Here is a 16,670-nt window from a genome sequence, read left to right as displayed (position 1 = left end):
GGAGCGACCTCATGAGAGTCATGGCACAGATGGCGATGGTCATGAACCTCGACAAGTGCATCGGGTGTCACACCTGCTCGGTGACCTGCAAACAGGCGTGGACCAACCGGGCCGGCACCGAGTACGTCTGGTTCAACAACGTCGAGACCCGCCCCGGCCAGGGCTACCCGCGGCGCTACGAGGACCAGGAGAGGTGGCGCGGCGGCTGGACGCTGGACAAGAGGGGCAACCTCCGCCTCAAGGCGGGCGGCCGCGTGAAGAAGCTGCTCACCATCTTCTCCAGCCCCGTGCAGCCCGAGCTCGACGACTACTACGAGCCCTGGACCTACGACTACCAGACCCTCATCGACGCCCCGCTCGGTGACGACTTCCCGGTGGCTCGCCCCAAGAGCCTGATCACCGGCGCGGACACCCGGATCACCTGGTCGGCCAACTGGGACGACAACCTCGGCGGCTCGATGGAGCACGGACACCTCGACCCGATCGTGCAGAAGATCCGGGAGGAGTCGAACACCCGGATCAAGTTCGAGCTGGAGCAGACCTTCATGTTCTACCTGCCCCGGATCTGCGAGCACTGCCTCAACCCATCGTGCATGGCCTCGTGCCCCTCGGGCGCGATCTACAAGCGCGAGGAGGACGGCATCGTCCTCGTCGACCAGGACCGCTGCCGCGGCTGGCGCCAGTGCATCACCGGGTGTCCCTACAAGAAGATCTATTTCAACCACCGCTCGGGCAAGGCCGAGAAGTGCACGATGTGCTACCCGCGCATCGAGGTCGGTCTGCCGACCGTGTGCGCGGAGACGTGCGTGGGCCGGCTGCGCTACCTCGGTCTGGTCCTCTACGACGCCGACGCGGTGACCGGGGCCGCCTCGACGGAGTCGGAGGAGGATCTGTACGCCGCCCAGCTCGAGGTCATCCTCGACCCCAAGGACCCGAAGGTCATCGCCGAGGCGAAGAAGCAGGGCATCCCCGAGGACTGGCTCGACGCGGCGCGCCGCTCGCCGACGTACGCCCTGATCAAGGACTACAAGGTCGCGCTGCCGCTGCATCCGGAGTACCGGACGATGCCGATGGTCTGGTACGTCCCGCCGCTCTCCCCCGTCGTCGACCTCCTCAAGGAGCAGGGCCACGATGCCGAGGCCGCGCCCAACCTCTTCGGAGCCATCGACTCGCTGCGCATCCCGATCGAGTATCTGGCCGAGCTGTTCACCGCCGGCGACACCGCCGAGGTCGACCTGGTGCTCAAGAAGCTCGCCGCGATGCGCGCCTACATGCGTGATGTGACCCTCGGACGCGACCCGGACGCCTCGATCCCGGCCGCCGTCGGGATGAGCGAGGAGGAGCTCTACAACATGTACCGCCTGCTCGGGATCGCGAAGTACGAGGAGCGCTACGTCATCCCCACAGCCCACTCCGAGCAGGCCCACGACCTCGAGGAGATGGGCTGCTCGCTGGAGTACGACGACGGACCGGGCATGTACGAATCCGGGCCCATGGGCGAGGCCAGCGGCCGCCCCGTGCCGATGGCCGTGGAGAACTATCAAGCGCTCAAGCAGCGCCAGACCACGGACGAGGCTGCCTCCGACGAGACGCTGCGTGGGCGGGTCAACCTGCTCAACTGGGACGGCAACGGAACCCCTGATGGCTTGTTCCCCGCCAAGCGGGAAGAACGGTCATGAAGCGACGTACGGCCGACTGGCGCGTCGTCCACCAGGTCGCCGCCTGGTGCCTCGGCTACCCCGACGACGAGCTGATCGCGAAGCTCCCACTGCTGCGCAGCGCGCTCGACGAGCAACCGACCTCCGAGGCGGTGAAGCTGCTGCGTGGCTTCGTGGACACGCTGGCCCGCCAGGACCCGCACGCGCTGCAGCACGTCTACGTCGAGCTCTTCGACCTGCACCGCCGGCAGACGCTGCACCTGTCCTACTGGCGCGATGGTGACACCCGCCGCCGCGGGGAGTCGCTCGCGGACTTCAAGGCCCGGCTCCGCGACGGCACCACGAAGGGCGACGGCTGGGTCGTCGACACCCATGGGGAGCTGCCCGACCATCTGCCGATGGTGCTGGAGTACGCCGCCCTGGCCGACCCCGAGGGCGGGCGCCGGCTGCTCATCGAGAACCGGTCGGCGCTCGAGCTGATCCGGCTCGCCCTGGTCGATCGCGGTTCTGCCTACGCCGACGTTCTCGCCGCGGTCTGCGCGACGCTCCCGGGGCCGTCGGCCCGTGACAGGCAGGAGGCGCTCGCCATGGCGCAGGCAGGACCACCCGCCGAGTCGGTCGGCCTGGAGATGCTGCCCTTCCCCAAGGCCGGACCGGTCTCGGCCGCCACCATGATGGGAGCCCGATGATGGACGTGCTCCTGTGGGGCGTACTCCCCTATGTCGCCATCGCGGTCCTCGTCGTCGGCACCTGGTGGCGCTACCGCTATGACAAGTTCGGTTGGACGACCCGCTCCTCCCAGCTCTACGAGTCACGGCTGCTGCGGATCGGCTCACCGCTGTTCCACTTCGGGATCCTGGTCGTCATCGTCGGCCATGCCGCCGGGCTGCTCATCCCCGCGTCCTGGACCGAGGCGCTGGGGATCTCCGAGGGCGTCTACCACGGCAACGCGCTCTTCTGGGGCCTGATCGCCGGCGTCTGCACCCTGGCCGGACTGCTCCTCCTGGTCTACCGGCGACGTACGACCGGACCGGTCTTCATGGCCACCACCAAGAACGACAAGTTCATGTACGTCGTCCTGGTGGCCGCGATCGTCCTGGGGCTGTGGACCACGGTCGTCGCCCTCGCCGAGGGGCACCAGGCGCACGACTACCGCGAGACCGTCTCACCCTGGTTCCGCTCGCTGTTCGTCCTGCAGCCCGACGTGGCCGCGATGGCCGCAGCGCCCATCCAGTTCCACGTCCACGTCCTCGTCGGCCTGCTGCTCTTCACGATCTGGCCGTTCACCCGGCTGGTGCACGCCTTCACCGCACCCGTGCACTACCTGTTCCGTCCCTACATCGTCTATCGCAGCCGTGACGCACGTCCTCGTGCCGGCGTCCGACCGGAGCGGCCCGGATGGGCCGGCTCCGGAACCTTCGACAGGGAGGCCCGATGAGTACGCAGGCCGTATCCGCGACGACGCAGAGCGGACAGCTCAAGAATCTTCTGCTGGCCACCTGGGCGTTCACCATCAGCTTCTGGGCGTGGAACATGATTGCGCCGCTGGCGGTCCGCTACACCGGTGAACTGGCGCTGTCTGCCGGCCAGAAGTCGATCCTCGTCGCGACCCCGGTGCTGGTCGGGTCGGTGGGGCGGATCCTCGCCGGCGCCCTCACCGACCGCTACGGGGGCCGGCTGATGTTCCCGGTGCTGATGCTCGCCGCAGCGCCCTTCGTCCTGCTGGTGGCGCTGGCCGGCAACATCGGCTCCTTCACGCTGCTGCTGGTCTTCGGCTTCTTCCTCGGCATCGCGGGCACGACCTTCGCCGTCGGGATCCCCTTCGCGAACGCGTGGTATCAGAAGTCACGACGCGGCTTCGCCACCGGCGTCTTCGGAATGGGCATGGGCGGCACCGCGCTGTCGTCGTTCTTCACGCCGCGGTTCGTGGAGTGGTTCGGCTACACGACGACGCACGTGATCCTCGCGGTCGCGCTGGTCGCGTCGGCGGCACTGATGTGGTTCACGCTGGAGGACGCCCCGGCCTGGCGGCCCAACGACGACCCCGTGCTCCCGAAGCTGGCCGCCGCGATCAAGCTCCCCGTGACCTGGCAGATGTCGTTCCTGTACGCCGTCGCCTTCGGCGGCTTCGTCGCCTTCTCCACCTATCTCCCGACGTTCCTCAAGGACGTCTACGACTTCGACCTCACGGCCGCGGGCACGCGCACGGCCGGTTTCGCCATCGCCGCCGTTCTGTGCCGCCCTCTCGGGGGCGTCCTGTCCGACCGGCTCGGGCCACGCGCGGTCGCCTCGGTCTCCTTCGGTGGTGCGGCCGTGCTCGCGGTGCTGATGTCCCTGACACCGCCGGTGGAGCTGGCTGCCGGCACGGTCTTCGTGCTCATGGCCGCCTTCTTGGGTCTGGGCACCGGCGCCGTCTTCACCTGGGTCGCTCAGCTCGCCCCGCCCGCCCGGGTGGGAGCGGTCACCGGCCTGGTCGGCGCCGCCGGCGGACTCGGCGGATTCTTCCCGCCGCTGGTCATGGGGGCGACCTACGACGCCGCCTCACACTCCTACACGATCGGGTTGCTGCTGTTGTGTGTCGTGGCGGCGATCGCACTGACGTACACACTCGTCGGGATCAGGAAGCGGTCGGCGGCGACCATCCCGTAGACCCATGGAGACAGGCTCGCGACAGTTAGGCTGGGCCATGACGGAGCGACCCTCAGGCCGACGGCGGATTCCGGGGCCAGCTGACCTCGATGCGAGCCCCGCCGCCGTCGGCGTCGGCGATCGTGACCGAGCCGCTGTGGGCGCGGGTGAGGCCGCCGACGATGTAGAGGCCCAGACCCGAGCCGCCGCGGGCGCCGTGCTTCCAGAACTTGGTGAACACGCGCTGGCGCAGCTCAGCGGGGATGCCCTCGCCACGGTCCTCGACGACCAGCAGGACCTGGTCGGGGTCATCGGGCCGCACACCCAGGCTCACGGTGACGACGCCGTCTCCGTGGCGTACGGCGTTCTCGACGAGGTTGGTGACGACCTGGGTGAACTTGTCCGGATCGGCGTGGATCTCGAGCTCCTCCTCGCCTGCGGAGATGTCGAGCTCGATCGGCCTGGAGGTCGCCGAGCGCACCGACTCGACCACGCGGGTGACCAGCACCGTCGCGTCGCTGGCGCGCGGGTAGAGCTGCAGTCGGCCGGTGTCGATCCGGGCGACGTCGAGGAGCTCGGCGATCAGCCTGGAGAGCCGGTCGGAGTCGGAGGCGACGGTCTTGAGCATCAGCTTCTTCTGATCGTCGTTGAGCCGGTCCCAGCGGTTCAGGAGCGCCTGGACGAACCCCTTGACCCCGGTCAGCGGCGAGCGCAGCTCGTGGGCGACGGCGGCGACCAGATCCGACCGGTCTCGGTCCAGGCGTTTGCGGCCCCGGCCCGAGCGCAGCGAGATCGAGACCTGGTCGACGTCGGCGTCCAGGGACGGGCGCCGGATCGTCGAGACGACCAGCACCTCGGTGCCGTCGGGCAATAGCCAGGCCTGCTCCGGGGTGCCGGTGACGGTCCGCAGGGTGTCGTAGGGCCGGTTGGCCTCGGCCCAGGTCTGCCCTTCGGTGTTGCTCAGCGTGAGTACGTCACCCAGCGGCTTCCCCAGGCTCGAGACCGGGTCCACGCCGAGCATCCGCCCGGCCAGGGCGGAGACCAGGACGACCGCGCCATCCGCGTCGGCGACGACGACACCGTCGGGCAGGGCATCGGCGAGTTCTCTGGCGTCCACGCCGCCACCCTAGACCGACCGACGTTCTGGGGCCGCTACTCCGGCCGATTGCTCAGCGGCAGCGTGATCGGCGCCGGGTCGCCGGGCGAGAAGTAGATCTTGATGAAGGTGTGCACCGCCTCGGGGAGCAGGTTGGAGACGAGCGGGATGTTGGGGACCGTGCTCTGGTAGGAGGTCACCAGCAGCGGCACGGCGGCCGCCCAGACGGGGGCGAGCACCGGGTCCTTGTCGAAGGCGATCATGTCGGCGTACGCATCCCCGATCACGTAGCGCCCCAGCGACTCCAGCTCATGGCGCAGCAGCGGGTTGCCCTCGCCGATCACGGCGTCGAGCAGCGCCTGGGCGAGCTCGACGCCCTCCCGGGTGCCACCCGTCGCCGGTCCCATCACCTGGTCGTACTGCGCGTACGCCGCGGCCCAGTCCTTCGGCAGATACTGCTCCTGCACGCCGAGAAGGTGGAGGTCGACGTTCCAGGCGTGCAGGAAGGCGTCGGCGAGCTCCTTGCTCGGCGCGATGTTCCACTCGGTGAACTTCTTCATCACCCAGGTGCCGAGGCTGTGGAAGGTGACCAGGATGTCGGCCTGGCTGATCGGGATCTCCTGGCCGGCGCCGACCTTCGTCCAGTGCGGGGACTGCGGCAGCAGGTGGCGTACGGCGGCGTGGACCATCCGGGTCTTGACCGAGTCGACCAGCAACCGGCCGGACGCGGTCCAGCCCTGGGCGTCCATCACGTCGTAGCCGAGCACGGTCGTCTTGGCGATCCGGTCGCGCATGTTCGCGCCACCGTAGGAGTAGTAGACCGACCACGCCTCGCGCTTGATCGCGCAGCTGATCAGGCCGCTGCCGAGGGTGTAGAGGAGCGCGAGGAAGAAGCCGTACCTCTCCTCGTTGAACGTGCCGGCCAGCTGCAGCTTCCCCTGGTCGGCCCAGGTCGGGAGGCGGCGCGCCTCCTCGATGAAGTCGGCCAGGTAGCCCGGCAGCCCGTCGGGAACCGGCTGGTCGTTGGTGGTCCAGCCCAACAGGGTCTCGTTGACCTCGGCGACCTTGTCGATGCCTTCGCCGTAGAGACGCTCGATGACCGGGTCGGCGCGGACGTCCCAGACATACTCCGGATCCAGCCCCTCCCCCGTGCCCGCGATCGACGCGCTCGGCGACCACGTCCACAGCGGGAAGGTCGCGCCCGCGGCCGCCGCCGCGCCGCCCGAGGCCAACAGTCGTCGTCTGCTCACGTTCGTCATGCCGTGCTCCTTCGCATCGCCCTGAGAGAATCCCGCCTCCCGAGTGAAACAGATTTACCTTTCGTGTATCAGACCCTCTGGGGTATCGGGTGAGGCAGCCGGGCGACTCGGGCCGCAGCAGGCACGGTGGCCAGGAGCAGTGCGGCGATCACGGCAAGAGCCAGCCGTACGTCGACCCCGGCCGCCACGCCCAGCAGCGGTGTCGCGAGCAGTACCGGGCCGGTCTGAGCCAGCTGCGTCAGGCTCGAGAACCGGGCGAGCATCTCCGGCGGGGTGCGGGCGACATAGGCCGGGAGGAGGTAGCTGGTCAGCATGGTGGTGCCGACGCCGACGAGACCGACCGCGAGGATCCCCGCCCAGATCTCCGTACGCACCGCCAGCAGCACCACCCCGCCGGCCGCGAGCACCGGACCGGCGACCGCGACGGGTGCGCGCGGCGCGCCCCAGCGGGCGACGGCGAGGGTCATCACCAGTCCCCCGGCCACCCACGCGCCGGAGACGAGCCCCGTCTCGGCCGCCGTCCAGCCGCGTTCGCGGCCGGCGAGCGGCAGAGCGAGCATGACCAGCGGGAGCACTGTCGCGGCGAGCCCGGTGATGGCGACCAGGACCGGGACGACCCCGGGCGTACGCACCGCCGTCCTCGCACCGTCGGCCAGGCTGCGGAAGACCGAGCCCTGGGCGGGCTCGGGAGCCGGCTCGTGCGGCGGGCGGACCAGGAGGAGCGCGACGAGGACGATGGCGTACGTGGCCGCATCCAGGCCGGCGGTCAGCGGCAGGCCGCCGTGGCCGATCAGGAAGCCGCCGGCCGCAGGCCCCGCGGCGCGGGCGATCTGGTGGGCCGAGCCGACCAGGGCCATCCGCCGATCCAGATCCTCGGCCCCGAACAGCCGCGGGAAGACTCCTTCAGCGGGTCGCCGCAGTGCCTGGATGGTGCCCGAGAGGGCACCGACCGCGACCAGCATCCACAGTCCCGCACCATCGATCGCGCCGACGGCGAACGCGGCCATGACCAGCACCATCGCGGCGTCGCAGGCGGCCATCGTCCGCCGGATCCCGATCCGGTCGGCCAGCACTCCCCCGGCGAGCACCAGCACGGCCAGCGGGATACCTTCGATCGTCAGCACCAGGCTGGCCGCGTCGGCGCCGAACCCCGCCGCCGCCCAGCCGATCGCGAAGAAGGTCACCGAGTCGCCGAAGACCGATGCGGTCGACGCTGCCAGCCAGGGGCGGAACCCCCGGCCCTGGGTCACTCCCACGGACTCAGCCTTCGGGGCTGTGTCGCACGGGCATGACCAGCGCGGTGAACCCGGGCTGGTAGGGCGAGGTCACCACCACCGGCCGGTCCGGCNAAATCCCTGCCGAGTCGGCTCGTCACAACGAGCCGACTCGGCGGGGCGCTGGTGAGAACGAGCCGACTCGGCCCGATAGGCTCCGGCCGCTGTCACGGGTCACAGGAGGACGAAGCGAACATGGGTTCGGAAGACATCTCGGTGCGCGGCCGGATCCGCGCGCTGGTCGACAACGACACCTTCCAGAAGATCATCATCGGGGTGATCATCCTCAACGCGGTGGTCCTCGGTGTGGAGACGATGGTCCCCGAACACCTCGCCCATGAGCTGGCGCTGCTCGACAGCGTGCTCCTCGGGGTCTTCGTCGTCGAGCTGGTGCTGCGGCTGGTGGCGTACGGCCCGAAGTTCTTCCGCGACCCGTGGAACATCTTCGACACGGTGATCGTCGGGATCGCGCTGGTGCCGGCGACCGGACCGATGTCGGTGCTGCGGGCACTGCGGATCCTGCGCGTGCTGCGCCTGGTCAACTCGGTTCCGTCCATGCGTCGCGTCGTCGACGGCCTGATCGCGGCGATGCCGGGGATGGGCTCGGTCGCGGCGCTGCTGGTGCTGATGATGTACGTCGCGGTGGTCATCTCGACCAACCTCTACGGCTCGATCGCGCCGGAGTACTTCGGCGACCTCGGCACCAGTGCGTTCACGCTGTTCCAGACCATGACCGGCGAGGCCTGGCCCGACATCGCCCGTGAGGTGATGGCCGAGGACCCCTCCGCCTGGATCTTCTTCGTGGTCTTCATCCTGGTGATGACCTTCGCGGTCCTCAACCTCTTCCTCGCCGTGGTCGTCTCCGGCATGGAGAGCGTCGAGACCCTCGCCGAGCACGAGGAGGAGTCGGACGCCGAGATGATGGCCATCCTCACCTCGTTGCGCGAGGACCTCACCGCAGTACGCGAGGAGCTGGCCGCGACCCGGGTCGAGCTGCGGTCGGACTCAGCTGCCCGCTGAGGCGATCTCGTGCAGGACCACGTTGCGAGGGCCGTCGGCGGTGCCCCTGACCACGCGCAGGAAGTAGGGCTGGGCGGGGTTGTGGTTGGGGTCGAAGGTCCAGTTCCCGCGTGGGCTGACGATGGTGCCGACCGACCCGAGGGAGTCGGCGATCTCGTTGCGGTTGACGTCGTCGGAGAGGTCGAGCGCCTTGTCGAGCGCGGCCGCGGCGTCGTAGGCCTGCACCGAGTAGACGGTCGGGGTGGCGTCGTACGCCTTGCGGTAGTCCTTCACGAAGGCGTCGTTCATCAGCGAGTCCATCGCATCGCTGTAGTGCAGCGCGGTGCGTACGCCGGATGCGGCGCTGCCCAGTGCGGACAGCACGTCGCCCTCGGTGAGGAAGCCCGGGCCGTAGAGCCGGGTGCTCTTGGCCAGCCCGGACTCGCGGTACTGCTTCACGAACGCCTCCGCCTCCTTGCCGGCATAGGCGGCGAAGATCGCGTCCGCACCCGAGTCCTTCGCCTTGTCGAAGAGCCCCGACCACTCCTCGGTCACGCCGGCCGGCGTGTAGCTCTGACCCGCCACGCTGCTGCCGGCCGCCTCCAAGGCGATCATGAAGCTGTCGGAGAACTCGTGACCGGCCGCGTCGTCGGACCCGATGACGTACGCCGTGCCTCGGTCGGTCTCCTTGGCGACCGCCTTCCCGAGCGCGCCGCCAAGGTCCGAGTTGGTCGAGGACGTACGCCACAGGTAGTCGGAGCCGTCGGCGAACTCGTCGGCGCCGGCGCCGGTCACGATCAGCGGCGTCTCGCTGTTGTTCGCGACGTCCTTGGCCGCCAGCGCCGTCTCCGAGCTCACCACCCCGACGACCGCCTGGACCTCGTCGTCCTGGATCAGCCTGGTCACCGCGGCGACACCGGTCTCGGCGCGATCGCCCTCGTCGGCCTCGACCACGTCGATCAGCCGGCCGCCGAGCTTCCCGCCGTGCTGGTCGAGGTAGAGGTCGAAGCCCCGGCTCATGTCGGTGCCGATCGACTTGTGGACGCCGGAGGTCGGCACCACCAGTCCGATCGAGACCTTCGACTCCGAGGTCGTGGCGCAGGCCGTCAGGCTGAGCGCGAGCGCCGGGATGGGCGCGAGAACGAACAACTGCCGGTGAGCCGAGCCTGTCACGGGAGACTCCATCTATGGGGGTGGCCTCGGGAGATTTCGAGTAGCCGAACACTGGCACAAACCCCGGCCGGGCGGTGAGCAATTCGGCGCCGTGTCCGCAAGTCGGTAGTCTCGCCCTGCCAGTCGTACTCCATGCCTGATGGGGTCAGGGAACCCGGTGAAAGTCCGGGACTGACGCGCAGCGGTGAGGATGACGGGCGGGGCACGCCCTCCTTCCGGGGAGGGCAGCCACTGGAGCCTGGCTCCGGGAAGGCGCTCCGTTCCGATCGATTCCGAGTCCGAAGACCTGCTGGCTCTGGCGGCGCCCGCCGCCAGGTCACCACGTGCCCCGCGCAAGGGCACATGACGCAGAGCAGGTGTCCTGATGTCGCGAGTCCGAACCGACCGGTGCCCCGGAGTCGGTCGTCCGTGGGCGGCCGAGGACGGCCTGCTGGTGCGGCTGCGCCTGATCGGCGGGTCCGTCTCGTCCGCGGCGCTGCTCTCGCTGATCTCCGTGGCGGAGACCTACGGCGACGGGCGGATCTATCTCACCGGTCGCGCCAACCTGCAGGTGCGCGGCCTGCCGAGTGTGGACGGCGGCCGCTCCGAAAACAGCCTTCCGGGCGAGGTGCTCACCGCGCTGAAGGCGACCGGACTGGTGCCGGCGCAGACCCACGAGCTCGTACGCAACGTGATGGTCTCCCCGCAGACCGGGCTCGCCGGGGGCCGGGCCGACCTGCGCGGCGTCGCGGCGTCGCTGGACCGGCTGCTGTGCGCATCCCCGCGGCTGGCCGCGCTGCCGGGCCGGTTCCTCTTCGTGCTCGACGACGGTCGCGGCGACCTCGTCTCGCGGGAGTGCGACCTCGGGCTGGTGGCGCTCTCCGCCGCCGAGGGTCAGCTCCGGGTCGGTGACTCCTGGGGGCCCGTCGTACCGCTCACCGAGGCCGCGTCCCGGCTGGTCGCGCTCGCCTCGCGCTTCTTGGACGTACGCGGCGAGGGGCCGTCCGCGCCCTGGCACGTCGCCGAGCTCGACGCACCGATGGTCGAGCCGGTCGCTGCTGACGATCGGGTCCCGGCCGAGGCCGAGGAGCTCGGCTTCGGGCAGGTGCCCGGTGGCGAGCACGTCGCCGCGGTGGACGGAGCCCTGGACCGGGCCGCCGTCTCGGCCCTTGCGGAGCGGGCGCCGGCGGTCGTGGTGACACCGTGGCGCGGCGTACTCGTGCCCTCGCCGCAGGTGCGTCCTCCTCGGCGCTACGACTACATCGACCAGGGGCCGGCGATCTACGTCGACTCCTTCGCCACCATCCGGCGCGAGGCCGACCTCTCCGCGGTGCCGGCCGACGCCGAGCGGCTCGCGGTGCGGATGATCCACGGCAGCGGGCAGGTCGACCTCGCCTCCGACCTGGTCATCCACCCCGAACTGGTGAAGGCCGCGCGGGGCGCGCTGGAGGCCGGGGCGCCGATCCTGTGCGACGCGACGATGGTCGCCACCGGGGTCACCCGCAGCCGGCTCCCGCGCGACAACGAGGTCCTCTGCATGCTGGGTGACGACCGGGTCCCGGCGCTCGCGCGCGAGTGGGGAACGACCCGCACCGCCGCCGCGCTGTCCCTGTGGGAGCCCTACCTCGAGGGCGCCGTGGTCGCCATCGGCAACGCTCCGACGGCGCTCTTCCACCTGCTCGAGATGATCCTCGACGGCGGTCCGAGGCCGGCCGCGATCGTCGGCTGCCCGGTCGGCTTCATCGGCGCGGCCGAGTCCAAGGAGGCGCTCGCCTCGTTCGCCGCCGACCACGGGATCGACATCCCCTACGTCACGGTCCGGGGGCGCCGCGGCGGCTCCGCGATGACCTCCTCCGCCCTCAACGCACTCGCCCAGGAGCAGGAATGAGCACGGATGTACGTGGGCGGTTCACCGTCGTCGGTATCGGTCCGGGCGATCCCGAGCTGATCACCCTCAAGGCTGCCCGGCTGATCGGCGCGGCCCCCGTGATCGCCTACCACGCCGGGGTGCGCAAGCAGTCGCACGCTCGTCGGATCGCGTCGTCCCTGATCCCCGCGGGTGCGGTGGAGGAGGAACTGCGCTACCCGGTCACCACCGGGACCACCTTGCACCCGGGCGGCTATGTCGGCGCGATGGCCGAGTTCTACGAGACCTGCGCGGTCCGGCTCTCCGCTCACCTCGACGCCGGCCGCGACGTGGTCCTGCTCGCCGAGGGCGACCCGCTCTTCTACGGCTCCTCGATGTATCTCCACGACCGGTTCAAGGACGTCTACGAGACCTCCGTCGTGCCGGGCGTCCCCGCCTTCGCGGCCGCCACCGCCGCGGTCTCCACCCCGCTGGTGCGCCAGACCGACGTGCTCACGGTCCTCCCGGGGACCCTGCCCGAGCCCGAGCTCGCCCGTCGCCTGGCCGACACCGAGGCGGCGATCATCATGAAGCTCGGCCGGACCTTCCCTGCGGTCCGTTCCGCGCTTGCGGCCGCCGGACGGCTGGACGGTGCCTGGTACGTCGAGCGCGCTTCGCAGCCCGAGGAGCGCTGGCTGCCGGTGGCCGACGTCGACCCGTCCTCCGTGCCGTACTTCTCCCTCATCGTGGTGCCGGGGGACTCGGCTCCTGGACCTGCCGCGGCGCGGCTGCGGCAAGAGCTCCCCGCGGTCGAGCCTGTCGAGGTGACGCGCGGGGGCGTCTCGACGGGCTCGACCTCCGGGGACAGCGGAGAGGTTCTCGTCGTCGGGCTCGGGCCGGGGCCGGACGGTTGGCTGACGCCGGAGGTGAGCTCGGCGCTGGCCGAGGTCGGCCATGTCGTCGGCTACGCGCCGTACGTCAACCGGGTGCCGCAACGCGAAGGCCTGCGGCGGCACGCATCGGGCAACACGGTCGAGGTCGACCGGGCCCGGCACGCCCTGGACCTGGCGCTCGCGGGGGAGCGGGTCGCTGTCGTCTCCGGCGGTGACGCCGGTGTCTTCGGGATGGCGTCAGCCGTCTTCGAGGCTGCCGAGGATCCGGCCTACGCCGGCGTACGCGTCCGGGTCCTGCCCGGGGTCAGCGCCGTCCAGGCGGTGGCCGCGCGGGCGGGCGCCCCGGTCGGGGCCGACTTCGCGGTGATGTCCCTCTCCGACCGGCTCAAGCCGTGGTCCGTCGTCGAGGACCGGCTGCGCGCCGTCGCGGCCGCCGATCTCGTGCTGGCCATCTACAACCCGGCCTCGCGCTCGCGCACCGAGCAGATCGGCCGGGCTCGCGACGTACTCCTGGAGCAGCGCAAGCCGGACACCGTGGTCGTCGTCGGACGCGACGTCGGCCGGGCCGAGGAGTCGCTGACCGTGACCACCCTCGGTGACCTCGATCCAGCGACCATCGACATGAAATGCCTGGTCATCGTGGGGGCGAGCTCGACCCGGGCGACCGCGGCCGGGCAGGTCTGGACGCCGAGGTACGTGCAATGAGTGCCCGGGGGACCGTTCATTTCGTCGGCGCCGGCCCCGGCGCGGCCGACCTGCTGACCGTACGCGCGACGAGGCTGCTCGAGGCCGCCGACGTGGTGCTCTACCCCGGCACCTACTTGGACCCCGAGGTGCTGGCGCACTGCAGCCTCGCGGCCGGGCTGGTCGACACCCAGAAGCTCGATCTGGACCAGATCGTCGGCGAGATCGTCGCCGCGCACCGGGACGGCAAGCAGGTCGTACGCCTGGTCTCCGGCGACCCGTCGGTCTACTCGGCGATCGCCGAGCAGACCCGGCGGCTCGATGCCGCCGAGGTGCCCTGGGACGTCACGCCGGGCGTGCCCGCCTATGCCGCGGCAGCCGCGCTCGTGGGCCGGGAGCTGACCGTGCCGCTGGTGGCGCAGTCGGTCGTCCTCACCCGGACGCAGGCCCGGTCGACGGCGATGCCGGAGGGGGAGTCACTGGCCGCGTACGCCGCGACCGGTGCCACGCTCGTGCTCCACCTGGCGATCCGCCGCACCCGCGAGCTGATGGCCGAGCTGTTGCCCTACTACAGCCCGGAGTGCCCGGTGGTGGTCGTCTACCGCGCCAGCCAGCCCGAGGAGCTGGTGCTTCGCGGGACGGTCGCGACGATCGCCGACGCGGTCGAGGAGGCGGATCTGAGGCAGGCAGCCGTCATCCTCGCCGGGCCCGCGCTGGCCCGGGACGGGGGCGAGTCGTTCCTCTACGACGTCGCCAGGGAGCGTGCCTGATGGAGCTCTACGACGCGATCAACCGCCGCCGGGACACGCGAGCGGAGTTCACCGGTGAGCCGGTCGATCCTGCCGTGCTCGAGCGGGTCCTATCGGCCGCCCACGCCGCCCCGAGCGTCGGGATGACGCAGCCATGGGACTTCGTGCTGGTGCGCTCGCCGGAGACGCTGTCGGCCTTCCATGAGCACGTTGCCACCGAGCGGGACGTGTTCGCATCCTCGCTCTCCGGGGAGCGGGCCGCGACGTTCTCCCGGATCAAGATCGAGGGCATCTGCGAGTCCGGGCTCGGGGTGGTCGTCGGCTACGACCCGACCCGCGGCGGGTCACAGGTCCTCGGACGGCACGCCATCGCCGATGCCGGGCTCTACTCGACCGTCCTCGCGATCCAGAACCTCTGGCTCGCCGCCACCGCCGAGGGTCTCGGTGTCGGCTGGGTCAGCTTCTACCGCGAGGAGTTCCTGCGGTCGCTGGTCGGGCTTCCGTCGCACGTACGTCCAGTGGCCTGGCTCTGCGTCGGTGCTGTCGAGGGGGTGCCTGAGGTGCCGGATCTGGAGCGGTTCGGGTGGAGGCATCGGTCGGAGCTGTCCTCGGTGGTTCATGAGGAGAGGTATTTCTCGGGGCGCTGACGGTGCCGTGTTTTGGTGGCTGGTGTTTGCCGCCGACCCTTTCTTGGAGGGTGTTCTCAACGCCGCCCGGAGTAAAGGACGGCCTTCGGCCGCCGGCTTCGGCGATCCTTGACACCGGCCGTCGCTGAGAATTTTTGGCTGGCTATCGGGCCGGCGGCAGGGGTTTGGCGCGGAGGCTTGGGTTGGGCACGGGAATGGGATCTGGGTCGTTCTGTCGCTGCCGGTGAGCGGGGCCGGGCGGCGAACGAATTTTCGTTCGTCCGGAACTCGCCCAGGACTCGCGCAGGTAGGGGCCTCACGGGGAGGCGAACGAATTTTCGTTCGCCTCAGAGGGCGTCTGGGTTGGCGCGTGGAAGAAGTCTTTCTTTCACGCGAAGTGCCGCCACCGAGCGCCGACTATCGGATCGACACGGACCACTGCGTCACCGTCCGTGCGGGAGTCCAGCCGGTGAAGGTGCCGATGGGGGCGGAGGTCTCGACAGCGATGCGGGTGAGCTCACCGCCATGCTGCTGGTAGGCCGTAGCCAGCAGCTGCTCGGTCTCCAGGGTGACGCCGTGGACCACGAGCCGGCCACCGGGGCGGAGGGCGGCTAGGCAGGCATCGAGCACGCCGGGGCGGGTCGCGCCGCCGCCGATGAAGATCGCGTCGGGCGTCGGGAGATCACGCAACGCGTCGGGGGCGCGGCCCTGGACGACGGTGAGGCCGGGTACGCCGAGGCGGGCCGCGTTGCGGGCGATCCGGGCCGCCCGCTCGGGAGAGGCCTCGACCGCGGTCGTGGTGCACGAGGGATGCGCCCGCATCCACTCGATCCCGACCGAGCCGGCACCGGCGCCGACGTCCCACAGGTGCGCCCCGGGCGTGGGGGCCAGGCGCGCCAGAGCAGAGGCGCGCAGATCGCGCTTCGTCAGCTGGCCGTCGTTCTCGAAGACGTCGTCGGGAAGGCCGGCGGTCCAGCCGAGGAGGGATGTGCCGACGCACTCGATCGCCACGATGTTGAGCCGCGGCGACTCGCCGGACCAGGTCGAGGCCGTCGCGGAGCGCCTGCTCTCCGACTCCGCTTCCAGGTCACCCAGGACGGTCATGGTTGAGTCACCGAAGCCGGCGGTGACCAGCAGTTTCGCAACGTGCCCAGGAGTGGATCCGTCCGAGGAGAGCGCGAGGATCCGGCGGCCGGGAGCGAGCTCGCGGGCGACCAGCGAGACATCGCGGCCGACGAGGCTGACGACCACGCACGTCTCGGCCGCCCAGCCCATCCGGGCGCGGGCGAGAGCGACGGAGGAGACGGCTGGCTCGATGCGTACGTTCTCCCGGCCGAGAAGCGAGATCAGGGTGGTCCCGATGCCGGAGACCAGTGGGTCACCCGAGGCCAGCGCCACGGCGTCGCCGACGGAGTCCAGGAGTGCGGGCAGGCCCTCGCGCAGCGGCGACGGCCAGGGCTCGCGCCGCTGGCCGGGGACATCGGGGACGAGGTCGAGATGGCGCTTGCCGCCGAGGAGGACCGGGGACTCCCGGATCAGCTGCTGGTGACGTACGGGAATCTCGTCCCAACCCCCGGCACCGATGCCCACCACGACGATCATGAGGCCAGACGCTACAGTGACCGCACAGGCGCGAGGTGCCCCGACTGCCCAGCCATCGGCTCGACATGAGAGCTGGTGAGGACGGTGGGACGGGAGAATCTGGGAAGCCGGTGAGATTCCGGCACAGGCCCGCTGCGGTGAACCGAGCCCCAACACGGGGGACTCGGCAAGTCCGAAGACCGGCCCCGCGTCCATCCATTCAAC

14 protein-coding genes, 1 pseudogene and 2 riboswitches are annotated in these 16,670 nt (G+C 70.5%); of the genes and pseudogenes, 10 read left to right on the top strand and 5 right to left on the bottom strand.

The window, feature by feature from the left end:
• Positions 1–11 precede the first annotated feature (11 nt).
• Genes narH through ACFX43_RS15490 form a run of 4 tightly spaced genes read left to right on the top strand, consistent with a single transcriptional unit; the run spans position 12 to position 4,307 of the window.
• On the top strand, positions 12–1,679 hold the full coding sequence (narH, locus tag ACFX43_RS15505; RefSeq protein WP_378827615.1) for a nitrate reductase subunit beta: 1,668 nt from the start codon (positions 12–14) through the stop codon (positions 1,677–1,679).
• The gene (gene narJ / locus ACFX43_RS15500) at positions 1,676–2,347 is read left to right on the top strand and encodes a nitrate reductase molybdenum cofactor assembly chaperone (RefSeq protein WP_378827602.1); all 672 of its coding nucleotides are present in this window, start codon (positions 1,676–1,678) and stop codon (positions 2,345–2,347) included. Before narH ends, narJ begins: the two co-directional genes overlap by 4 nt.
• Entirely contained in the window at positions 2,347–3,096 is a 750-nt protein-coding gene (gene narI / locus ACFX43_RS15495; RefSeq protein WP_378827592.1) for a respiratory nitrate reductase subunit gamma, read from the top strand. The genes narJ and narI overlap by 1 nt, the downstream gene beginning before the upstream one ends.
• Positions 3,093–4,307, top strand: a complete 1,215-nt coding sequence (locus tag ACFX43_RS15490) for an MFS transporter (protein ID WP_378827567.1) — start codon at positions 3,093–3,095, stop codon at positions 4,305–4,307. Before narI ends, ACFX43_RS15490 begins: the two co-directional genes overlap by 4 nt.
• Positions 4,308–4,359: 52 nt before the next feature.
• On the opposite strand, the gene ACFX43_RS15485 is transcribed toward ACFX43_RS15490, so the two are convergent.
• The 3 genes from ACFX43_RS15485 to ACFX43_RS15475 form a co-directional block, all read right to left on the bottom strand.
• The gene (locus tag ACFX43_RS15485) at positions 4,360–5,403 is read right to left on the bottom strand and encodes an ATP-binding protein (protein WP_378827548.1); all 1,044 of its coding nucleotides are present in this window, start codon (positions 5,401–5,403) and stop codon (positions 4,360–4,362) included.
• 35 nt (positions 5,404–5,438) lie between these two features.
• Positions 5,439–6,641, bottom strand: coding sequence for an oxygenase MpaB family protein (locus ACFX43_RS15480; RefSeq protein ID WP_378827534.1), 1,203 nt, complete (start codon positions 6,639–6,641; stop codon positions 5,439–5,441).
• A 68-nt stretch (positions 6,642–6,709) separates the two neighbouring features.
• On the bottom strand, positions 6,710–7,897 hold the full coding sequence (locus ACFX43_RS15475) for an MFS transporter (protein WP_378827526.1): 1,188 nt from the start codon (positions 7,895–7,897) through the stop codon (positions 6,710–6,712).
• Positions 7,898–8,110: 213 nt separating this feature from the next.
• Here ACFX43_RS15475 and ACFX43_RS15470 point away from each other — a divergent pair, with 213 nt between their 5' ends.
• Positions 8,111–8,935 carry an ion transporter gene (locus tag ACFX43_RS15470; protein ID WP_378827517.1) on the top strand — a complete coding sequence of 275 codons (825 nt, stop codon included), beginning with the start codon at positions 8,111–8,113 and terminating at the stop codon, positions 8,933–8,935.
• On the opposite strand, the gene ACFX43_RS15465 is transcribed toward ACFX43_RS15470, so the two are convergent.
• Positions 8,921–10,087: an ABC transporter substrate-binding protein gene (locus ACFX43_RS15465; RefSeq protein ID WP_378827509.1), complete on the bottom strand. Its 1,167-nt coding sequence runs from the start codon at positions 10,085–10,087 to the stop codon at positions 8,921–8,923. The genes ACFX43_RS15470 and ACFX43_RS15465 overlap by 15 nt on opposite strands.
• Positions 10,088–10,190: 103 nt before the next feature.
• A riboswitch (cobalamin riboswitch) is annotated at positions 10,191–10,396 on the top strand.
• A gap of 55 nt (positions 10,397–10,451) precedes the next feature.
• On the opposite strand from ACFX43_RS15465, the pseudogene ACFX43_RS15460 reads away from it, so the two are divergent.
• The 5 genes and pseudogenes from ACFX43_RS15460 to bluB all read left to right on the top strand — a co-directional run.
• Positions 10,452–10,640, top strand: a pseudogene (locus ACFX43_RS15460) (nitrite reductase); the annotation flags it as partial.
• 660 nt (positions 10,641–11,300) lie between these two features.
• Complete coding sequence (locus ACFX43_RS15455) at positions 11,301–11,954, top strand: precorrin-8X methylmutase (protein WP_378840917.1); 654 nt, start codon at positions 11,301–11,303, stop codon at positions 11,952–11,954.
• Complete coding sequence (gene cobJ, locus ACFX43_RS15450; protein WP_378827497.1) at positions 11,951–13,510, top strand: precorrin-3B C(17)-methyltransferase; 1,560 nt, start codon at positions 11,951–11,953, stop codon at positions 13,508–13,510. The genes ACFX43_RS15455 and cobJ overlap by 4 nt, the downstream gene beginning before the upstream one ends.
• Entirely contained in the window at positions 13,507–14,259 is a 753-nt protein-coding gene (gene cobM / locus ACFX43_RS15445; RefSeq protein WP_378827468.1) for a precorrin-4 C(11)-methyltransferase, read from the top strand. Before cobJ ends, cobM begins: the two co-directional genes overlap by 4 nt.
• The gene (gene bluB / locus ACFX43_RS15440) at positions 14,259–14,885 is read left to right on the top strand and encodes a 5,6-dimethylbenzimidazole synthase (RefSeq protein ID WP_378827460.1); all 627 of its coding nucleotides are present in this window, start codon (positions 14,259–14,261) and stop codon (positions 14,883–14,885) included. The genes cobM and bluB overlap by 1 nt, the downstream gene beginning before the upstream one ends.
• A gap of 396 nt (positions 14,886–15,281) precedes the next feature.
• On the opposite strand, the gene cbiE is transcribed toward bluB, so the two are convergent.
• A complete protein-coding gene (cbiE, locus tag ACFX43_RS15435; RefSeq protein ID WP_378827441.1) occupies positions 15,282–16,466 on the bottom strand; it encodes a precorrin-6y C5,15-methyltransferase (decarboxylating) subunit CbiE in 1,185 nt (394 codons plus the stop codon).
• A gap of 60 nt (positions 16,467–16,526) precedes the next feature.
• A riboswitch (cobalamin riboswitch) is annotated at positions 16,527–16,670 on the top strand.

The organism is Nocardioides sp. YIM B13467 (assembly GCF_042788075.1).
In the GTDB taxonomy this organism is placed as follows: domain Bacteria; phylum Actinomycetota; class Actinomycetes; order Propionibacteriales; family Nocardioidaceae; genus Nocardioides.
This window is presented reverse-complemented; position numbering and strand designations above follow the sequence as displayed.